Genomic DNA, 14640 nt, shown 5'->3' with positions numbered 1-14640 from the left:
CGATGTCGGGGTGGACCGTTTATGCCTGGACGCCATCCGCGGACTGCGGTCGAAATCTCGAGGAAGTCCGTCGAGATGTGTCGATCCGGCCGGCCCGGCTCCGACCACCGGACGACAGCACGCCATTACCGAGTGGAGGAGAACATCATGTCCAGCATCAACACATTCCTGTGGTTCGAGAGCGCGGCCGAGGAGGCCGGCGAGTTCTACGCGTCGGTGGTGCCGAACTCGCGAGTCGTCGAGATCAGCCGCAATGGCGACGGGTCGGCATTGGTCGTCGCACTCGACCTCGACGGGCAGGCCGTCACGCTGATGAACGGCGGGCCGGGCCACCCGCATACCGATGCGGCCTCACTGCAGATCGTCGTCGACTCGCAGAAGCAGCTCGACCGGTTGTGGGATGCGCTCACCGAGGGCGGGGAACCCGGCCCGTGCGGCTGGCTCACCGACCGCTACGGACTGTCTTGGCAGGTGGTGCCGTCGGTGCTGCCCAAGCTGATGGGTGGTGACGACCCCGCCAAGACCATCGCCGTCGGCACGGCCCTGCGCACGATGTCCAAGCTCGACGTGCGGGCCTTGCAGGACGCTTACGACCGCGCATGACCGGTCGCGACATCCTCGGTCCGGCACCGATCCGGGCCGAGGATGTCGGTGCCGGGGTCCACACTGTGACCCATGGCATACGACGAGGAATTGGCCGAACGCATCCGGGACCTCATCGAACCCGGGCCGACGGTCAGCGAACGCAAAATGTTCGGCGGTCTGTCCTTCCTGGTGGGCGGCAATATGGCGCTTGCGGTCAGCGGCAAGGGCGGATTGCTGGTACGGGTCGGCGCCGAGTTGAGTGAGCAGATCGTCGAAGACGAGGCCGTCGCCCCCGCGATCATGGGCAGTCGCGAAATGACCGGCTGGGTGCGGGTGACAGCGTCACATGTCGACGACGACGCCAACCTGCGCGAGTGGGTCACCCGCGGCGTGGAGTTCGCCCGCTCACTTCCGCCGAAGGCTTGACGCTCCGGCGCGCAGGCCTTCGGCACATGCGCGTGCCGCTTGCAGGTCGTTGTCGTCGGGATGGCCTTTGCGGATGCCGCCGACGACTTTCAACGGCAGCCAGGTGTCGAACCCGCGGCAGCTGAAGGTATCGACCACCTCGAAGCCCTTCTGCTCGAGTTTCCCGGCGAGGCCGCTGAGGTAGCGCCGGAACGGCGGTTCCGGAAATCCGCTGGTGGCGAAGACGAAGGCCTTGCTCCGCTGCTGCGTCGCGAGCGAGGCCACGAGTGCGCGCAGCTCTGGGTAGACGTCCATATTGCGAATCCCCGAGCCGAAACCCACCAGATCGTAGGAGGCGAGTTCGGCGGCATCGACCTGTTGCGGATCCACCACCCGAGCCTGCAGCACCTCGCCCATGACCTCGGCGATTCGCTTGGTGTTGCCGTGCGATACCGATGCGCACACGATGATGGATTTCATGTCGAAGGCCCTTCGCTTGTGTGTTCAGCGGGGGGACGTTCGAGTCGGGCGACGGGCCCCGCCCCCTCGGAGCCCATGGACAGCCTACCGGGTGCTCGACGTGCTCCAGGCTGGAACATCGTTGTCCTTCCGAGGGTTTGGGACCGCGTGCTTCGACCTCAGGCGGAATGTACGGTTTCCCGCGAGGTCCGGCTCGGCCAGCGCGGGTGTTCGGCGTCGATGACGAACTCATGGGTGTGCTGGAACAGCCGCTCGCTCACCTGGATGGCGTCGGTCAACCGGGCCGGGTCGATGGTGTCCACGTCGTGCAGGTGGGTGATCACAGCAGGGTCGTGCCTCGGCCACGCGCGCAGCGCCACGAGCACGCCCGAGGCGGCGAGTGCTATCAGGGTCGCCCAGGTGATGGTGAACCCAACTGCGGTGGTGAGCCATCCGGTGATCGGGTAGGTGATCAGCCAGGCCACGTGGGAGAGCGAGAACTGGGCGGCGAACAACGCAGGGCGGTCGGCCGGTCTCGATGAGCGCCGCAGCACCTGACCGGTGGGCGTCAGCACCGCGGCCGTGCCCGCACCGATTGCCGACCACACCGCGAGCACCGCACCCCAGCGCCAGTCGCCGGTGGCGGCGGCGGACAGGACGACAGCCGAGCCGAGTCCGGCGAGCAGGACGCCGGCGCCGGTCAGCATGACGGGCCGGGCTCCGACCCGGTCGAGCACACGGGGCAGCGACAGCGCGACGACCATGGTGCCGAACCCATTGGCGGCCAGCAGCATCGCCACACCGGACTGCGCACCGCCGAGGGTGTCGCGCACATAGTTGACGGTATCGACCATGATCACCGAGCCTGCGGCCGCGACCACCAGATTCAGGCCGACCAGCCCGCGCAGCCGCGGGGTGGCGGCGAAGATTCGCATACCCACCGAGATGCGTCCCAGGAACGACCCGTCCGTAGTGGCGCTCGCGTCCGGTATCCGAGTGGCGATCACCAGCAGCGCCGACACCATGAAACCGATGGCGGTACCGACGAACAGCCAGTGGAAGCTGACCAGAGCCAGCGCGGCCACGGCGAGCACGGGGCTGAGCAGGGTCTCCATCGTCGCGATCAGCTGCGAGGCCGACAGCGCCCTGGTGTACTCGCGCTCATCGAGCACAATGTCGGGAATGATCGCCTGGTAGGTCGGGGTGTAGGCGGCCGAGGCGGTGTGCAGTACTGCGATCAGAACAAAGATCTGCCAGACCTGGTCGACGAACGGCAGCGCGAGCACCACCAGTGCCCGGATCGCATTGAGCCCGACCAGCAGCAGCCGTCGCGGGAACCGGTCGGCGTAAGCCGCGACGATCGGCGCGACCGTGACGTAGATGAGCATCTTGATGGTCAGCGCGGCACCGAGGACCGCCGCGGCGCCGGCCCCGGTCAGCTCGTAGGCGAGCAGGACGAGCGCGACCGTGGTGAGCCCGGTCCCGAACAGCGCGGATACCTGGGAGATGAACAGCCGCAGGTAGTCGCGGTTGGCGAACAACGAAGTGATCATCGGGGCCCCGCTTCCTACGAAGTCTATTATCTACGCATGGATGCAGATAGCAATAAGCTGCCGCGTCGCATTCCCGACGATGAGCTCGACTTGGTGGTTGAGATCTTCCGCATGCTCGCCGACGGCACTCGAATCCGGGTGTTATGGGCCCTGACCAGCGGAGAGCTATCGGTCAACGAACTCGCGGAGTACGTCGAGAAGGCCCCCGCCTCGGTGTCCCAACACCTGGCCAAACTCCGTATGGCCCGCCTCGTCCGCACCCGCCGCTCGGGCACGACGGTGTACTACAGCATCGAGAACGCCCACGTCCGGCAACTGGTGATCGACGCGATCCACAATGCGGAGCATGCGGGGTCCGGAGTGCCGCCGCACCATCGCGCCGATCCGGATGTGCCATCGCTCTCTCATCGAGTCGTCGACGGGTGAAGTGATGCGGCGGTCCCGAATTGATCGCCATATCGCGATCACGCCGACTATCCGGAATCCGGACGAGCGCCGCGAAGGTGTCGTCCCAGGCGCGATGCAAAAGGCCGAGACCGCTTCCTTGCTCGGCTCGACGGGCTGTTCGGGTTCCAGCCTGGCGTTGTCGGCGATCAGCCCAGTGCGCGCCGTGGCCGAGCCTTTCCAGCCTGATCGCGAAATCACGATCAGGCTGCGTGATCGTTAAATCGCGATCATGGAGTATGATCGTGGAATCGCGATCACGATGGCGGAGGTGAAGGCTGTGGCACATCGCAGAGCGCGCATCCGGAGTCCCCACGACCTCGGGCTGGCAATTCAGCAGGCCCGACTCGCCCTCGAATGGACGCAGCGCGACTTGGCGGGAAGGGTCGGCTATCCGCAGAGCGTGATCAGCGACATGGAAGGTGGCAAGCACACTCGTTATGCCGAGCGATTGTTCGACCTGCTCTCCGAATGTGGGGTCTCGCTCACGGCTGAATGGGATGACGACGAGTGAGGCGCCTGGCTGTCGAGCTGTACGGCACACTGGTGGGAACGCTGGAAGGTACCGACAGAGCGTCCGCCGACTTCCATTCCGATCCGAATGCTATTGACCGCTTCGGAATCAACAGTCATGTGTTGTCAGCGTCGATCCCACTTTCTCCGAAACCCAGCCGTGCCAAGGCGAAACGACGTCGCAGTTTCTTCCAGGAGCTGCTGCCAGAAGGTGATCAGCTGACCGCCATGAACATTGCGGCTGGGTTGGCACCTGGAGATGACATCGATGACTTCGCCGGCATACCGGCTTTGGTGATCGAACGATACGACCGTGACCCCGCCACGCCTGGCGGGCGGATACACTAAGAGGACTTCAACCAGGCACTCGGAGCTTCTGGTGCTGCGAAGTATCAGGAATTAGGTGGTGTTGTCAGCCTCTCGCGGGTGGCCGATGTCCTGAAAGTTGTCGGTGCAGCGAGTGATCGAGCCACTCTTGCTCGGATGGTTGTGTTCGCGGTTGCGATCGGAAATCTCGACATGCATGCGAAGAACATCGGTTTGATCCATCATCCTGATAGCTAGGCACGGCTGGCTCCGACCTATGACGCGGTGCCACATACGCATCTGACCGGGAATGACGGCCGAATGGCATTAGCTGTCGGCGGTGAGTATCGGCACGCTGCGCTCACTCGTGATCATCTCGTGGCCGAGATCGAAGAATGGGGCCTACGAGCCGCATCCGACCTCGTCGACGGGGCTCTTCACCATATGCGAGAAGTACTTGCCGTGGAGGTTCCCGCGCCGTCGGTGCGCGAGCAGATGCACGACCGCATCCGGCTGTTCACCGACAATCTTCTGGCCGGACGGATGGCCGGATGCGGCTCCGCGGCGTGAGCGGCTCACGCAACCCAAACCAGGCCGGTTGGCCGAGCTACCGCCACCGCTCCGGCGTCACCGGTGAATCCCATGCCCGCGAGTACCGGCGCTTGTCCGGTGCCGCGACTTCCTTGCTGCGGTACACCACATAGGGCCGCACCAGATACCCGATCGGGGCGCTGAACATGTGGACCAGGCGGGTGTAGGGCCACAGGGCTACCAGGGTGAGGACGACGAGGCCGTGGAGTTGGAACGGCCAGGGGGTGTCGACCATGAGTTCCGGCTGGGGGTTGAGGGTGAACAGGCTGCGGAACCAGGGGGAGACGGTTTCGCGGTAGTTGTAGGTGCCGAACAGCAGGTTGGCGCCCCAGGTGTTCATCAGGCCGGTCACCAGTGCGGCGGTGAGCAGCGCGTACATGAGCTTGTCGTTGGCGGTGGTCGCCTTGCGGACGGCGGTCACCGTGAAGCGGCGGTAGAGCAGGATGCCGACACCGGCCAGCACCGACAGCCCTGCCACCGAACCGGCGCCGACGGCGATCAGGTGGTAGGTGTGCTCGTTGATGCCGACCGCCTCGGTCCACGACTCCGGGATGAGTACGCCGAGTACATGTCCGCCGAACACGCCGACCATGCCGAAGTGGAACAGCGGGCTGCCCAGCCGCAGCAACCGGCTCTCGTAGACCTGCGAGGACCGGGTGGTCCAACCGAATTGGTCGTTGCGATAGCGCCAGATATGGCCGAGCACGAACGAAGTGAAGGCGATATAGGGCAGGATCAGCCACAGTTCGGTCGGCAGGTGCAGTGGGGTGTTCATCGGCGGCCTTCTGCTTGTGCGAACATCGTCGGATCCATGGCGAAGGGGTCGAGGCCGACCTCTTCCTCCGGCGGGCCCTGGGCGGCGAGCTCGGCGATCTTGCGCCGGTCGGCGGTGGTCAGCGGCGGCAGAGTTGCGACGACGGCCGCGAGCACGCTCGCATACGGGGAACCGTTGTCCGACAAGGACAACCGCAGCAACTCCAGCACTGGAACATGCTCACCGAGCAGACGCTCGCCGCCGATCGTGTCGACGGTCGCCGCGAATTCCAGCAGCACCGGCAGATGGTCGGGCAGTTCCTCGTCGCCGAGTTCGACTCCGGCGTGCCGGTAGGCGTGCTTGAACCGCAGCAGCGCCATTCCGCGCTTGCGGGTGTCGCCGTAGGCGTAGAAGGTGAGATGCAGGCTGGCTCGGCGACGCATATCGAAGGTCTCGACATACTGCGCGGCCAGCTCCAGTGCCGGTGTCGCACGCAGATGGTCGATCACGGCATCGAGTGGAAGCCGCATCGAATCCGGTAGCTGCGCCACGGCATCGGTCAGCTGATCGAGCACCTTCAGTGTGTCCGCACTCGGGTAGTCCAGCAGCAGGGCGGCTGTCCGCCACACCAACCGCCGATCGCGGTCACTCAGTGCGACAACGGCTTCCGGTCGTCGTCGAATCCTCAACAGGGACATGCCTGGCCCCCATCCATCGGTGGTCGCATGGCGTGCGAGGCGCGCCTCGGCCGGGCGGGGACCACCGCAGGCGTGCGAGCGCCCGTCGGCGCCGGTGCCGAGCCGAACGGGTGCCGCGACGACGCACCTGCCTCGGCCACCGGATGCACCCGGCCGGGCGCGAAGCTACGCGTCAGCGCGGGCAAGACGCTCGCGGCACAGCCATGCGGCTGCCGCCGGATCATGGCCGTCCGCCCGTCGCGCTACCGGAGGTGTCGGCGAGTTCGCTGCCGTTGGCGCTGGTGACAGCGTTGCCGTTGCCGTTGCCGTTGCCGTTGCCGTTGCCGTTGCCGTTGGCGGCGTGACCATTGCCTTTCACATCCGCACCATTGCTTTCGGCGCTCCCGTTGGCACCCGGCAGCAGCCCCGAGGTGCTCTTCCCATCCCAGTTGAGCAGGTTGATCCGCCCCGACTTCTCTTCGGGCGCCGCCTCATTGGTGTCGGCGAGCTGGAACTTCTCCACCATCTGGTCGAAGGCGGTCATACCGGGTCCGCCGTCGGTATCGAGCGAGCAGCCGGTGGCCAGCGAATCCAGTTCGTGCGCCTTGGAGGTCGCGCCCTGCGGGATGACGTAGCGGTGCTCGTATTTGGCGATGGCAAGCAGCCGGTACATGGCCTCGATCTCCTCCGGCTCCAACCGCACCGACGGCGCGATCGACGGATCCGGCTCGACACCGAGGTTCACCGACCGCATGAACGAGCGCATCGCCGCCAGCCGTTGCAAGGAGGCCCGCACCGGGCCGATCTCACCGGCGGTGAACAGTTCGGCCAGGTACTCCACCGGAATCCGCAGCGCGTCGATGGCACCGAACAGGTTGCCCGCGTCCTCGGCGTCGTGCCCGGTTTCCGAGAGCACGTCCACCACCGGTGACAGCGGCGGCACGTACCAGACCATCGGCATGGTCCGGTATTCGGGATGCAGCGGCAGCGCGATCTGATAGTCGACGATCAGCTTGTAGACCGGCGAATCCTGTGCGGCCTGAATCCAATCCGGCGAGATACCGGCCCGTTCGGCCTCGGCGACTACCCGCGGGTCGTGCGGGTTGAGGAACACACCGAGCTGTGATGGGTACAGATCCTTGGTCTCGGTGACCGACGCGGCCTCGAGCACGGCATCGGCGTCGTAGAGCATCACGCCGATGTAGCGCAGGCGCCCGACGCAGGTTTCCGAGCACACGGTGGGGATTCCGACCTCGACGCGCGGATAGCAGAACGTGCATTTCTCCGCTTTGCCGGTTTTGTGGTTGAAGTAGATCTTCTTGTACGGACAGCCGGTGATGCACTGACGCCAGCCACGGCATTTGTCCTGGTCGACGAGCACGATGCCGTCTTCGGCGCGCTTGTAGATCGCACCCGACGGGCACGACGCGGCACACGAGGGGTTAAGGCAGTGCTCGCAGATGCGCGGCAGGTAGAACATGAAGGTCTCTTCGAACTCCAGTTTCACCTTGTCCTCCAGCTTGCCGAGCAGCGGGTCCTTGCCCACTTGCTCCGGGCCGCTGCCCAGGTCGTCGTCCCAGTTGGCGCCCCAGGTGACCTTGGTGTCCTCGCCGGTGATCAGCGATTTGGGCCGGGCGACCGGTGTGGTGTCGGTGGCCGGGGAGGACAGCAGATTGTCGTAGTCGTAGCTCCACGGTTCGTAGTAGTCCTCGACCGTTGGCAGGTCCGGGTTGGCGAAGATGTTGAGCAGCCGCTTCATTCGCGAACCGGATTTCAGGGTCAGCTTCCCGCGCTTGTTCAGCGCCCAGCCGCCCTTCCACTTCTCCTGGTCCTGATATTGGCGCGGGTAGCCCTGACCGGGCCGGGTCTCCACATTGTTGAACCAGACGTATTCGGTGCCACCGCGATTGGTCCATGCCTGCTTGCAGGTGACCGAGCAGGTGTGGCAACCGATGCACTTGTCGAGGTTCATGACCATCGCCAGCTGTGCCATGACGCGCATAGTTAGTACTCCACTTCCTGGCTACGCCGACGAATGGTGGTGACTTCGTCGCGCTGGTTTCCGGTCGGCCCGTGGTAGTTCAGGGCGAAGGACTGCTGGGCGTAGCCGCCGATGAGGTGGGAGGGTTTGATCATGATCCGAGTGAGCGCGTTGTGGATACCGCCGCGCTTGCCCTTGCCGTTGAACGGCTTACCGGAGGCCGCGCTGTCGTCGGGGCCCTCGATGCGCGGCACGTCCACCGCCCGGTCCTGGGCGTGGTACATGAACACGGTGCCCTCGGGCATCCGATGGCTGACGATGGCGCGGGCGACGACCACACCGTTGCGGTTGATCGCCTCGATCCAATCGTTGTCGGCCACCCCGATCTTGGCGGCGTCCTTGTCCGACATCCAGATCGTCTGACCGCCGCGCGAGAGCGTCAGCATGTGCAGGTTGTCCTGGTAGGCGGAGTGGATCGACCACTTCGAGTGCGGGGTCAGGTAGCGGACTGTCACCCCGCGTTCGCCGACCTCGCCGACATTCGGTTCCCGGAACAGCGCGGTCATATCCAGGGGCGGCCGGAAGATCGGCAGCTGCTCACCGAGTTCGATCATCCAGTCGTGGTCGAGGTAGAAGTGCTGGCGTCCGGTGAGGGTGTGCCAGGGCTTGAGCCGCTCGGTGTTGATGGTGAAGGGGGAGTAGCGGCGGCCGCCGGTCTCACTGCCCGACCATTCCGGTGAGGTGATGACGGGCACCGGGCGAGCCTGAGTGTCGGCGAAGGTGATCCGCTTGCCCTCGTGCTCGGCGGCCAAATCGGCCATTCTGGTGCCGGTGCGCCGTTCCAGCTCCTCGAAACCCTCGACCGCGAGCCTGCCATTGGTGGTGCCAGACAGCGCGAGAATTGCCTCCGCGGCGTGGGTGTCCTTGGCAAGCGACGGGCGTCCTTGCGCCACACCGGACACCACCGTGCCGTTGACGCCTGCCAGGTATTCGACCTCCTGGTCGGGCAGGGTGGTGACGCCCTTGGTGGTCAGGCCGAGCGTTTCGACCAGCGGCCCGAGCGCGGCCATCTTCTCCGCGATCTTGCCATAATCACGTTCGACCACCACCAGCTTCGGCATCGTCTTGCCCGGAATCGGTTCGCATTCACCGGCTTTCCAGTCCAGCACGCGACCGCCGGCCTGGGCCATGGCGTCGGGCGAATCATGCTGGAGCGGCACCGCAACGATGTCCTTGCGGACGCCGAGATGCTTTTCCGCCATCCAGGAGAACCCGCGCGCGATCCGGTGGAACGCGTCGAAGTCGGTCTTGGCCTCCCACGGTGGAGAGATGGCGGGCGAGAAGGCGTGCACGAACGGGTGCATATCCGTGCTGGAGAGGTCGTGCTTCTCGTACCAGGTGGCGGCGGGCAGCACGATATCGGAGAACAGTGTGGTGCTTGTCATCCGGAAGTCCAGCGACAGCAGCAGATCGAGCTTGCCGGTCGGCGCTTCCTCGCGCCAGTGCAGCTCCTGCGGACGGACACCGGTGTCGTCGGTCGTTTGCAGGTTGGAGCCGCAGCCGAGCAGATGCTTCTGGAAGTACTCGTTGCCCTTACCGGAGGAACCGAGCAGGTTGGCGCGCCATACGGTGAGCACGCGAGGAAAGTTCTCCGGTGCGTCGGGGTCCTCGCAGGCGAAGTTCAGTTCACCGGATTTCAGGCCGTCGACCACATGATCGGCCGCCGACTTACCGGCCTGCTCGGCCTCATCGGCCAGGTCGAGGGGGTTGCGGTCGAAGGTCGGGTAGGTCGGCATCCAGCCGAGACGGCTGGCCAGCGCGATATTGTCGGCCGCCGTGCGTCCCGTGAACCGGCCGTCGCCGAGTGGGGAGGCGAAGGTATCGGAGGTGAACGGGTCGTAGCGCCACTGATCGTTGGTCAGGTACCAGAACACGGTGCCCTGCATCTGGCGCGGCGGACGCTGCCAGTCCGAGGCGAAGGCCAGCGTGGACCAGCCGGTCACCGGACGGCACTTCTCCTGGCCGACGTAATGGGCCCAGCCGCCGCCGTTGACGCCCTGGCAGCCGGTGAGCAGCGTCAGCGTGAAGAACGCGCGGTAGATCTGATCGGAGTGGAACCAGTGGTTGGTGCCCGCGCCCATCAGGATCATCGAACGGCCACCGGACTTGTCGGCGTTATCGGCGAACTCGCGGGCGATGCGCGCGGCCTGCTTGGCGGGCACGCCGGTGATCGATTCCTGCCAGGCCGGGGTGTAGGGCTCGGAGGCGTCGTCGAAGCCGGTGGGCCAGCTACCGGGCAGCCCGCTGCGGGCGACACCGTACTGGGCCAGTAGAAGGTCGAAAACGGTGGTGACGCGCTTGCCCGCCAGGAACATGGTCGGGACGCCGCGGGTCAGCACATCGGGGGTGTCGGTGTCGAAGCGCGGGAACTGCACGGCCGCAGCGTCATCGGTACGGCCGTGCAGAGTCAGCAGGGGATCGACGTCCCCCAGATCGAGATTCCAGCGTCCGGTGCCGTCCTCACCGAACCGATCGCCGAGGGAACCACCCGGCACCACCGGACTACCGTCGGCATCCAGCAACACCGTGCGGAATTCGGCACTGTCGGAATCGCTGCCGAGATCGGCGGATGTCAGGAACTTACCGGGGACGAAGACGCCGTCGCGTTCATCCAGGGTGATCAGGTAAGGCAGGTCGGTGTAGCGCTTGATGTAGTCGAGGAACCGCGGTGTGCTCTTCTCCACGAAGAATTCTTTGAGCACCACATGACCCATGGCCATGGCCAGCGCGGCGTCGGTGCCGGGACGGGCGGGCACCCATTCGTCGGCGAACTTGGTGTTATCGGCGTAATCGGGGGAGACCACCACGACCTTCTGGCCGCGGTAGCGGGCTTCGGTCATGTAGTGCGCGTCCGGGGTGCGGGTCACCGGAACGTTGGAGCCCCACATGATGAGGTAGCCGGCGTCGAACCAGTCGGCCGATTCCGGCACGTCGGTTTGGTCGCCGAAGACCTGTGGTGAGGCCACCGGCAGGTCGGCGTACCAGTCGTAGAACGACAGCATCGATCCGCCGAGCAGCGAGATGAACCGGGCGCCGACGGCATGGCTGACCATCGACATGGCCGGGATCGGCGAGAATCCGGCGACGCGGTCCGGGCCGTACTGCTTGATCGTGTACACGTGTGCGGCGGCGGCGATCTCGGCGGCTTCCCACCATTCCGCGCGCACGAATCCGCCCTTACCGCGAGCGGCCTTGTACGCCTTGGCCTTCGCGGGATCTTCGACGATCTCGGCCCAGGCCAGTACCGGGTCCTTGAGCCGCGATTTGGCCTCGCGGTACAGCTCGAGCAGCGTGCCACGCACATACGGGTAGCGCACCCGCGCGGGGGAGTAGGTGTACCAGGAGAACGACGCGCCACGCGGGCAGCCGCGCGGCTCGTATTCGGGCTTGTCCGAGCCCACCGAGGGATAGTCGGTCTGCTGCGACTCCCAGGTGATCACGCCGTCCTTGACGTAGATCTTCCAGGAACACGACCCGGTGCAGTTGACGCCGTGGGTGGAGCGCACGACCTTGTCATGGGACCAGCGATCGCGGTAGAACTCGTCGGCACTGCGGCCACCGGTCTTGTGCAGCGTCCGATGATCGGCCGATACTTCGCCCTTGGTGAAGTATTTGCCCAGCCGCAGCAGCGCGTCGCCGGCGTCGGGCCTGTGGGCCGAATCGGAGGGCGCGGAACCCTGAGTGCGTGAATTAACCACGACGCCCCCTTCGAGCGGTGAAATCGGGCTGATGTCCCGACTGTAAGGAGGTCACGACCGGCGTCCAAACGAATCTCTCACAGCGCGCAAGGCACCATTGTGAGCTGTGAGGTCGGCGCAACCCGAGCGTCATTCCGCAGGGTACGAGTACTCCCGTGCCATCCGGTCCGACCTGGGGAAACCTGCCGCGGACGGTAGGCGAACGGCGCGCCGACGGGCGGTTCCGTGAGCATCGGTGAAGCTTTGGAAACCACCGCTTCTCGGGCGCTTTACATTTGTTAACACGGCGAAAGTGGCGGGCGCCACTCCCATTCGCCGAATAATTGCCGAATATTGATCATGCACGCGATATTCTGCGGTGGTGGCCGAGTTCGAAGCACGAATCGAGTCCGCGGTCGGCGGCGGTGCGTACGTCGCCGTGCCTGCCGAGGTGATCGACGCGCTCGGCGGTGGCGGACGGATCCCGGTACGCGCCCGCTTCGACCACATCGGCTACACCGGGTCGATCGTCTCGATGGGCGCAGGCCCGTGCCTCGGCATGCTGATGGCGATCCGCAGTGAACTCGGGAAGGAACCCGGCGATCTGGTGACGGTCACCGTCGAACGTGATACCGCCGAACGGACGGTGGACGTCCCCGACGACCTGGCGGCGGTCCTCGAGACGGCCGGCCTGCGGCCACGGTTCGACGAGCTGTCCTACTCCAAGCGTCGCGACGCGGTACGCCGGGTCACCGAGGCCAAACGCGAGCAGACCCGCGTCAACCGGATCGACACCATCGTGCGCGACCTGGGCTGATCGACAGGACTCAGCCGGGTAGCGGCAAGAACTCCACCAGCGCGCCATCATGAGCATCGGCGGGGACGACAACCATGCCGTCACGCCCGAGCAGCCCGCCCAGATGTGCGGTGCGGACCGCGGGCTCGCCGCGCCAGCCGCCACGTGGGTCCGCAACGGCGGGCACGATCCGGGGGACCTGGCCCGCGATCTCGCTCGCGTTGTGCAGCGGACCGAGCAGTGGGTGTGCCGGTGGCGAGCCGGTGCGGCCTTCCACCAGCGACCCGGCCAGGGCGGTGAGCACCGCGACTGCGGCGAACGGGTTTCCTGGTAGGCCGAGAACTGTTGCGCCCGTGCTTAATTCGGCGACAACGGTGGAACCGCCCGGTCGGAGCCGTAAACGGTGCACCAGGACGTGGGCGTCGGCGCGGCTCAGGGCGGCGCGGAGCTGGTCGGCGGCGCCCGACCCGGTCGCCCCCACGACGACGAGCAGATCGAAACCGTCGGTGCCTGCGAGCACCTCATCGAATCCGTGTGGGGTATCGCGCAGATGTACGCGGTCGACGGTGCGAATACCGTGTCGCGCCAACAGATCCGGCAGGATCGGGCCGATCGAGTCACGGGTCTGGCCGCCGTGCAACGGGCCTGAGGCGCGGATCTCATCGCCGGTCATGATGATTCGAGCCCGCACCGGACCGCGGACGGCGGCCTCGGGGACCTCGACGGCCGCAGCGGCCGAGATCAAGGCGGCCGTCACCGGGGCGCCCTCATCGGCGATGAGATCACCACGGTCCAGGTCTTCGCCGCGGCGGCGAATATCGCTGCGGATCGGGGAGTCCGGCAGTCGGCGCAGCTGGTGGTCGTCGGTGACGCCGGCGAATTCGTCGCGCAGGACACCGGTGGTGCCATCGGGGACGTGCGCGCCGGTCGCGATGCGCACCGCCTCACCGGGCAGCAGCCCGACCGGACGCTGTCCTCCGGCGAATCCGATATCGGCGCGCAGCCGCCACGGACCATCGCCCGCGACGGCGTAACCGTCCATGGCCGAGACATCGAAGCGTGGCAGCGGCCCGGCCGCCCGGATCGGCGCCGCCAATGCGGCGCCTGCCACCTCGAACAGGTCGGTGTGATAGGGGGTGAGGCGAGTGAGGTTGTCGCGCAAGGTCTGTCGCGCTTCATTCAAAAGCAGCGGCGGCCGCTGATGGCCCGGATCGTGCCCGCCGTCGATGACAGCGCGCGCCGCCCGCACCTCCTCATCGGTGTCACAGTCGGTGACGCCGTCCAGCGTCACCATCACCGTGTCGTCGGGGACCAGCGCCTTCATCGGCTGATTGACCAACGAGTCCAGCCGCGTGAGCCTGGCTGTCAGCGCGCTGCGGCGCCACACGCCGATCAGATACTGCGGACGTCCGGACTCGTCGGCCGCGAACACCGCGTCGGCGCCGGATTGATCGCTGCGCCGCAGCAGGTCGGCCACCGCCCACTCGGTCAGGAACGGCAGATCCGCGGCCAGCACCACGACCCGCGGTGCGGCCTCGGTGCCGAGCGCGCGTAGTCCCGCTCCGATCGCAGCCACCGGTCCCGCGCCCGGCGGCACCTCACGCACCTGCCGGACAGTCGGGTCCAGCTCCGGTCGATGCGGTCCGACGACGACGGTCTGGACGCATCCCGACACCGCCCCCAACGCCACATTCAGCATGGATCGCCCGCCGATGACGATCGCCGGTTTGTCGACACCACCCATCCGGCTCGCCCGGCCCCCGGCGAGCACGATCGCATCGGCAGCCGTCACCGGCCGCGATCCTCGCTGTGGTTCGACATGTGTCCATGCTAGTTCGA

General features: G+C 66.2%; 15 protein-coding genes and 1 pseudogene. 9 read left to right on the top strand and 7 right to left on the bottom strand.

Annotated features, from left to right (window positions below):
• Nucleotides 1–147: 147 nt before the first annotated feature.
• Both GV792_RS23255 and GV792_RS23250 read left to right on the top strand, forming a co-directional pair.
• Nucleotides 148–603, top strand: coding sequence for a VOC family protein (locus tag GV792_RS23255; protein WP_163826413.1), 456 nt, complete (start codon nt 148–150; stop codon nt 601–603).
• 72 nt (nt 604–675) lie between these two features.
• Nucleotides 676–1011, top strand: coding sequence for a TfoX/Sxy family protein (locus GV792_RS23250; RefSeq protein WP_163826412.1), 336 nt, complete (start codon nt 676–678; stop codon nt 1009–1011).
• Here GV792_RS23250 and GV792_RS23245 read toward each other — a convergent pair.
• Nucleotides 991–1470: a flavodoxin family protein gene (locus tag GV792_RS23245; protein WP_163826411.1), complete on the bottom strand. Its 480-nt coding sequence runs from the start codon at nt 1468–1470 to the stop codon at nt 991–993. The genes GV792_RS23250 and GV792_RS23245 overlap by 21 nt on opposite strands.
• Before the next feature lie 158 nt (nt 1471–1628).
• A complete protein-coding gene (locus GV792_RS23240) occupies nt 1629–3002 on the bottom strand; it encodes an MFS transporter (protein ID WP_163826410.1) in 1374 nt (457 codons plus the stop codon).
• A gap of 36 nt (nt 3003–3038) precedes the next feature.
• Here GV792_RS23240 and GV792_RS23235 point away from each other — a divergent pair, with 36 nt between their 5' ends.
• The 6 genes and pseudogenes from GV792_RS23235 (at nt 3039) to GV792_RS23210 (ending at nt 4835) form a co-directional block, all read left to right on the top strand.
• Nucleotides 3039–3428 (top strand): ArsR/SmtB family transcription factor, encoded by a 390-nt coding sequence (locus GV792_RS23235; protein ID WP_163826409.1) that lies wholly within the window; start codon nt 3039–3041, stop codon nt 3426–3428.
• A 4-nt stretch (nt 3429–3432) separates the two neighbouring features.
• Nucleotides 3433–3669: a hypothetical protein gene (locus GV792_RS23230; RefSeq protein WP_163826408.1), complete on the top strand. Its 237-nt coding sequence runs from the start codon at nt 3433–3435 to the stop codon at nt 3667–3669.
• A 9-nt stretch (nt 3670–3678) separates the two neighbouring features.
• Nucleotides 3679–3960: a helix-turn-helix domain-containing protein gene (locus tag GV792_RS23225; protein WP_218581211.1), complete on the top strand. Its 282-nt coding sequence runs from the start codon at nt 3679–3681 to the stop codon at nt 3958–3960.
• On the top strand, nt 3957–4307 hold the full coding sequence (locus GV792_RS23220) for a HipA N-terminal domain-containing protein (protein WP_309139146.1): 351 nt from the start codon (nt 3957–3959) through the stop codon (nt 4305–4307). Before GV792_RS23225 ends, GV792_RS23220 begins: the two co-directional genes overlap by 4 nt.
• A 12-nt stretch (nt 4308–4319) precedes the next feature.
• A pseudogene (locus GV792_RS30400) lies at nt 4320–4523 on the top strand (HipA domain-containing protein); the annotation flags it as partial.
• Nucleotides 4524–4586: 63 nt separating this feature from the next.
• Nucleotides 4587–4835, top strand: a complete 249-nt coding sequence (locus tag GV792_RS23210; RefSeq protein WP_163826405.1) for a type II toxin-antitoxin system HipA family toxin — start codon at nt 4587–4589, stop codon at nt 4833–4835.
• A 37-nt stretch (nt 4836–4872) separates the two neighbouring features.
• Here the strand turns inward: GV792_RS23210 and narI are convergent, their stop codons facing one another.
• The 4 genes from narI to GV792_RS23190 all read right to left on the bottom strand — a co-directional run bounded on the left by narI (nt 4873) and on the right by GV792_RS23190 (nt 12026).
• Entirely contained in the window at nt 4873–5631 is a 759-nt protein-coding gene (gene narI / locus GV792_RS23205; protein WP_163826404.1) for a respiratory nitrate reductase subunit gamma, read from the bottom strand.
• Nucleotides 5628–6308, bottom strand: a complete 681-nt coding sequence (gene narJ, locus GV792_RS23200) for a nitrate reductase molybdenum cofactor assembly chaperone (RefSeq protein WP_163826403.1) — start codon at nt 6306–6308, stop codon at nt 5628–5630. Before narJ ends, narI begins: the two co-directional genes overlap by 4 nt.
• Before the next feature lie 220 nt (nt 6309–6528).
• The gene (gene narH / locus GV792_RS23195; protein ID WP_163826402.1) at nt 6529–8280 is read right to left on the bottom strand and encodes a nitrate reductase subunit beta; all 1752 of its coding nucleotides are present in this window, start codon (nt 8278–8280) and stop codon (nt 6529–6531) included.
• Nucleotides 8281–8291: 11 nt separating this feature from the next.
• A complete protein-coding gene (locus tag GV792_RS23190; protein WP_163826401.1) occupies nt 8292–12026 on the bottom strand; it encodes a nitrate reductase subunit alpha in 3735 nt (1244 codons plus the stop codon).
• 361 nt (nt 12027–12387) lie between these two features.
• On the opposite strand from GV792_RS23190, the gene GV792_RS30250 reads away from it, so the two are divergent.
• Nucleotides 12388–12822, top strand: a complete 435-nt coding sequence (locus tag GV792_RS30250) for a YdeI/OmpD-associated family protein (RefSeq protein ID WP_163826400.1) — start codon at nt 12388–12390, stop codon at nt 12820–12822.
• A gap of 10 nt (nt 12823–12832) precedes the next feature.
• Here the strand turns inward: GV792_RS30250 and GV792_RS23180 are convergent, their stop codons facing one another.
• Nucleotides 12833–14593, bottom strand: coding sequence for an NTP transferase domain-containing protein (locus GV792_RS23180; protein WP_163826399.1), 1761 nt, complete (start codon nt 14591–14593; stop codon nt 12833–12835).
• Nucleotides 14594–14640: the final 47 nt, after the last annotated feature.

The sequence above is a fragment of the Nocardia cyriacigeorgica genome, from assembly GCF_010868145.1.
GTDB lineage: Bacteria > Actinomycetota > Actinomycetes > Mycobacteriales > Mycobacteriaceae > Nocardia > Nocardia cyriacigeorgica_D.
This window is presented reverse-complemented; position numbering and strand designations above follow the sequence as displayed.

What these genes read in the sequence shown, in the direction of transcription:
- GV792_RS23255 (WP_163826413.1), top strand. Translation starts at nt 148, where the DNA reads ATGTCCAGCATCAACACATTCCTGTGGTTCGAGAGCGCGGCCGAGGAG.
- GV792_RS23250 (WP_163826412.1), top strand. Translation starts at nt 676, where the DNA reads ATGGCATACGACGAGGAATTGGCCGAACGCATCCGGGACCTCATCGAA.
- GV792_RS23245 (WP_163826411.1), bottom strand. Translation starts at nt 1,470, where the DNA reads ATGAAATCCATCATCGTGTGCGCATCGGTATCGCACGGCAACACCAAG.
- GV792_RS23240 (WP_163826410.1), bottom strand. Translation starts at nt 3,002, where the DNA reads ATGATCACTTCGTTGTTCGCCAACCGCGACTACCTGCGGCTGTTCATC.
- GV792_RS23235 (WP_163826409.1), top strand. Translation starts at nt 3,039, where the DNA reads ATGGATGCAGATAGCAATAAGCTGCCGCGTCGCATTCCCGACGATGAG.
- GV792_RS23230 (WP_163826408.1), top strand. Translation starts at nt 3,433, where the DNA reads ATGCGGCGGTCCCGAATTGATCGCCATATCGCGATCACGCCGACTATC.
- GV792_RS23225 (WP_218581211.1), top strand. Translation starts at nt 3,679, where the DNA reads ATGGAGTATGATCGTGGAATCGCGATCACGATGGCGGAGGTGAAGGCT.
- GV792_RS23210 (WP_163826405.1), top strand. Translation starts at nt 4,587, where the DNA reads ATGGCATTAGCTGTCGGCGGTGAGTATCGGCACGCTGCGCTCACTCGT.
- narI (WP_163826404.1), bottom strand. Translation starts at nt 5,631, where the DNA reads ATGAACACCCCACTGCACCTGCCGACCGAACTGTGGCTGATCCTGCCC.
- narJ (WP_163826403.1), bottom strand. Translation starts at nt 6,308, where the DNA reads ATGTCCCTGTTGAGGATTCGACGACGACCGGAAGCCGTTGTCGCACTG.
- narH (WP_163826402.1), bottom strand. Translation starts at nt 8,280, where the DNA reads ATGGCACAGCTGGCGATGGTCATGAACCTCGACAAGTGCATCGGTTGC.